We start from the raw sequence: 4054 nt of genomic DNA on the forward strand, positions 1-4054 counted from the left end.
CACATTGCGACCGGCCGGCATCAACGCATAGAGTTTTCGCTGAATGGAGGGCATGATATCTTTTCTGCAATCATCTAGGCCAAACACTTGTCTTCATAATTACTCTATAAATGGTCGAGCAGGTCTCATTCATGCTTCACAAAGGTGTTCTCGCTCAGTTCCCGGAAGGCAACATCCAGTTCCTCCCTGGTGTTCATGACTATCGGGCCTCCCCATGCAACGGGCTCTTTAAGAGGTTTCCCTGAAAACAGCAGGAATCTTATCCCCTCATTTCCTGCCCTCACCCAGAAGGTATCTCCATCGCCAAAGAGAACAGCTCGCTTGCTGTCAATGGCTTCCTCTTCATCAGGATCGAATCTTCCGCTACCCAGCAGTATAAAGATGAAGAGAGTCATATCATCACCGGTCTCGAATGACCACTCTTTTCCGGCTTTGACCTCAGCATCTAGATGCTTGGCCTTCACAAATCTTCCTTCGAATGCTCCGGTGATGTTCTTGTAAGGTCCCGCAATTACGCGCACTGTTGAACCTTCTTCATCTACAGCAGGAACATCCTGACTCTTTATGTCTCCATATTGAGGATTTGCCATTTTGTCCCTGGCACGAAGATTAAGCCGGAGCTGTGCTCCAAGCAATCGTGCCGAGGGTTTGGGCATCTCTTGATGAATGATCCCGGAACCTGCAGTCATCCATTGACAGTCTCCGTCGAGTATTTCGCCTTTGTTGCCCAAACCATTACCGTGCTCTATAATCCCGCTTACAAGATAAGTCACGGTCTCGATGCCCCTATGAGGATGCCATGGAAAGCCCTTAATGTAGTCCTCCGGATCTGTCGAATCAAAGGCATCCAGCAGCAAGAAGGGATCGAAATCCTCAACGTCTCTTTGACCAACTACTCTAACGGGCTTCACTCCGGCACCGTCAACGGCGCCTCTCCCAGTCAAGATCTTGCTGATTTTCCGTATTCTGCTCATTGTAAGTTTCCTCTTCACTCCGCGGCGCATTCTCATGCATCAATACTCAAAAGCCTTTCGCAAAAATGGTGTCTGCAGATCTCCAGTCATGAATGATCTTCTATCTGAATCCCATGATCTATTATCCCAGATAAGCCTCCAGGAACATTCTCATTAGCAAGATAACAGACAACAGGAAGGCCGGACCTTGTCGGCCCGGCTTTGAGGGATGGGGTGAGAAAGCTCATGAAGGTTTCCACTGTCAGTTCTGCTGTACCTGGTAATTAATTGCCGCTTGCTGTGCTTCTATGTCGAGGTTCATGTTCACCTGCACTTTCTTCAAATCATTTTCAAACAAATTATAAGAAAGAATTTTGGTGGTATTGTCGCAGAAATATGGGAAAAGATGAGAGATAACCTGAAAGTTGTTTTCTTTTTTCGGTAAACCTTTTTGAAATATTACAGCATGCACAAAGAGAAAGAATGAGAATTTTCGAATCACTGCGTGCATATTATTCAGTTTCCTTGGATTCACAGGAGATGATGAGAAAATTCCGGTGTGTACTAGAAACTATCTAAGTTCATTTTTCAAAGAAGGCGGACCGATAAGAAGGTGCTCAGAGCGTATTCACCCCTAGGGGAATTGGACAAGTAAGTTAGGAATAGTAGACTAAGAAGGGGCGAATATGGAGAGAGTAGAGATGAGGGGAAAGCAAAGAGGCCAAGTAAGGATCTAGGATCTCCTGAAGCCTTGAAGAGCTCTTTAATCCCCTCTCGAGAGGGGTGTCGACGGCTTCATCGTCGACGGGGTGTGTGCACACATCAAGAATAACCCTCATGTTCAGCATGGCGGAATTAATAGCGTCTCGGATATGGTGAAAAAATGATTTAGTCTACAGTCATCCCTGAGCCTCCCCTGAAAATCTCCTGTTCAGGGGCATTTCGGACCTGATCCGGAATCCAAAATTCATAAGCCTCCCGCTGAAATTGCCATTACTTTATGCTCTTGCTCTCTCGGCGATGTTGATTTCGGAGGACGGTGGACCGTTGACGACCATCTATCAATTCTCACACTCTCGCAGCGAAGCTCTCGACAATGCTCTTTCTCGCATGATGTTATCCAAGGACGTGTTCTGGTCCAAGGCGAAGGACCAAGGACGGCTCTTTACAGTAATCAGCGGGCCCTTATTCTTAAGCGGACACCGGCTGTATACACTTTCAGCTGCTCATTGCCCGACGAAGCCTGACTGGCTTCAAAATCGCCTTTTGCCGAAGGCAGCATTGCGACCTGGCGTGATCTTCGCCAGCCTTGCGTCCACTGATGTTCTTCAGTGCAATGCGTCCCACCGAAGGCGGCATTGAGTCTTGTTTCAATGAGAACTGACCTCTCCGAAGCCTGACTGGCCAACGAAGGTGACTGGCCCATATCAGCTCGTTCTTTTCGAATCATAAAGCTCCAGAACTCTCGGTTCGTTCTTGAAATCCCTGTAGAAAAGGAAGATGATGAAGGCATTTGCCGCGTAGAAGGCAGTGCTAAGCAAGAATAACACGGTATAGCCGCTTATAGTAGTACCAACTATTAACCCGAAGATCATAGCGGCTACGGCCCGAACAGTATTGTTCAGAAAACCGTTGATTCCAGATACTGTTGATAGTTTTGAATCTGGAACGTATGAGAAGATTATTGACGTCATGATCGGGTTTGTTATGTTCATGAAGACGAACCTGAATGCGTAAAGAATCGTGAATAGAATCGGCTCTCTGACGACTACTAGAGAGAGCATCAGTGGGATTACAAGCAACTGCATTGTCAGGTTGAATTTCAGTGCGCCGAAGCGTCTTCCTAATCTGTGGGATAGTGTCGATCCGGCGGCAGTCCCTAATTGTGCAATAGAAAGGGCGATACCTATACCTGTTGCCGACATGTTGAAAAGGTCTTTGAATATCAAATTTCCGAAATGTATGAAGAGACCGGCTCCGAAGCCCACGGTTGCCGTGGATATGAAGTAGTATGCAAGCACCTTCCTCTGGTCGTTCTGAAGTCCCGAAAAGTTGAATAGTTCCTTGAGTCTGGATCTCGATTCCGTCATCTCAAGCTTTATGACAGGTATTATTGCAGGTAGATGGGCGACCATCGAGATTATCAAAGTCGTTTGAAGGCTGAAAAGATCTCCGAATGCCCCACCAATGAAATTGCCGATGACTCCACTTGCCATGTTGATTCCGAAGTTCAGACCGAAGACCTTCGCTCTGTTTCCCGTCTTTGTTATGCTTGTCATTGTCGCCATGACTACGGTGAAGGCAGTAACTGTAAACCCACCTTTGATAAACGATAGAACGATTATAAACGTCGGATCAACTACGAAAGCAAGCGCGATTCCAGATACGGGAACGACAATCGCAGAGAGAAAGAGAATCTTCTTCTTTCCGATAGAATCTGCGAGAACGGCTGTGAGCAGCCCTATGATCGCCGATCCCCATAACTGGGCAGAAGTCACGTTGCCTATGAGTTGATTTGAGAAACCGATTTCTCTCAGATACAGATTATAGACAACGCGGTACATTGAGATTGTTATAGTGGTGATGAATGTATAAGTCAGCAGTAATACGATTCTCTTTCTCAACAAAAAGACCTTCTTTGTTTGATTTGCTTACTATATATTACCATTTTGGAAGGATTTTGTGGGATGATTAGGTTCGCCAGTCTGCTGACGCAGGCCAGTCTCGCCTTCGGCGAGGCCAGTTCCGGCTGCGCTGGCTTGAAGAACCACTGAACGCTGAAAGATCCGACTGCGATGAAACGCCTGCGGTTGAATGTCGTCGAAAACAACGCTGTCAGTCAACAGACCTTTGACAAGATCGAAGCACATATCCCGGATCGAACCCGGGATGACCCTGAACAGGACCACCATACAGGAGCCCTGAACAGGAGACCCCAAACAGGAGCATTTTGGGGCAGGCTTATCAAGAGAGGCTCCACGGGATGAGAGCCTTTTCTTCTTCAAGAGTAACTGGCATGCTTCAGGCCAGGATCTTGTTCTTAAACCGAGAACGATGGAACGAGAAGACGCTTTGAGTCTGAGATGAAGCTTCGCTTCGAG

General features: G+C 47.0%; 2 protein-coding genes. Both read right to left on the bottom strand.

Going from position 1 to position 4054, the window contains the following annotated elements:
* Positions 1-125: 125 nt before the first annotated feature.
* Positions 126-974, bottom strand: a complete 849-nt coding sequence (locus B3N33_RS12810; protein WP_292593541.1) for a pirin family protein — start codon at positions 972-974, stop codon at positions 126-128.
* A 1406-nt stretch (positions 975-2380) separates the two neighbouring features.
* Positions 2381-3577 (bottom strand): MFS transporter, encoded by a 1197-nt coding sequence (locus B3N33_RS12815; protein ID WP_103133785.1) that lies wholly within the window; start codon positions 3575-3577, stop codon positions 2381-2383.
* Between the last annotated feature and the right edge of the window lie 477 nt (positions 3578-4054).

Origin of the sequence: Mesotoga sp. UBA5825 (genome assembly GCF_002432955.1) — a bacterium.
In the GTDB taxonomy this organism is placed as follows: Bacteria; Thermotogota; Thermotogae; order Petrotogales; family Kosmotogaceae; genus Mesotoga.

What these genes read in the sequence shown, in the direction of transcription:
- B3N33_RS12810 (WP_292593541.1), bottom strand. Translation starts at nt 974, where the DNA reads ATGAGCAGAATACGGAAAATCAGCAAGATCTTGACTGGGAGAGGCGCC.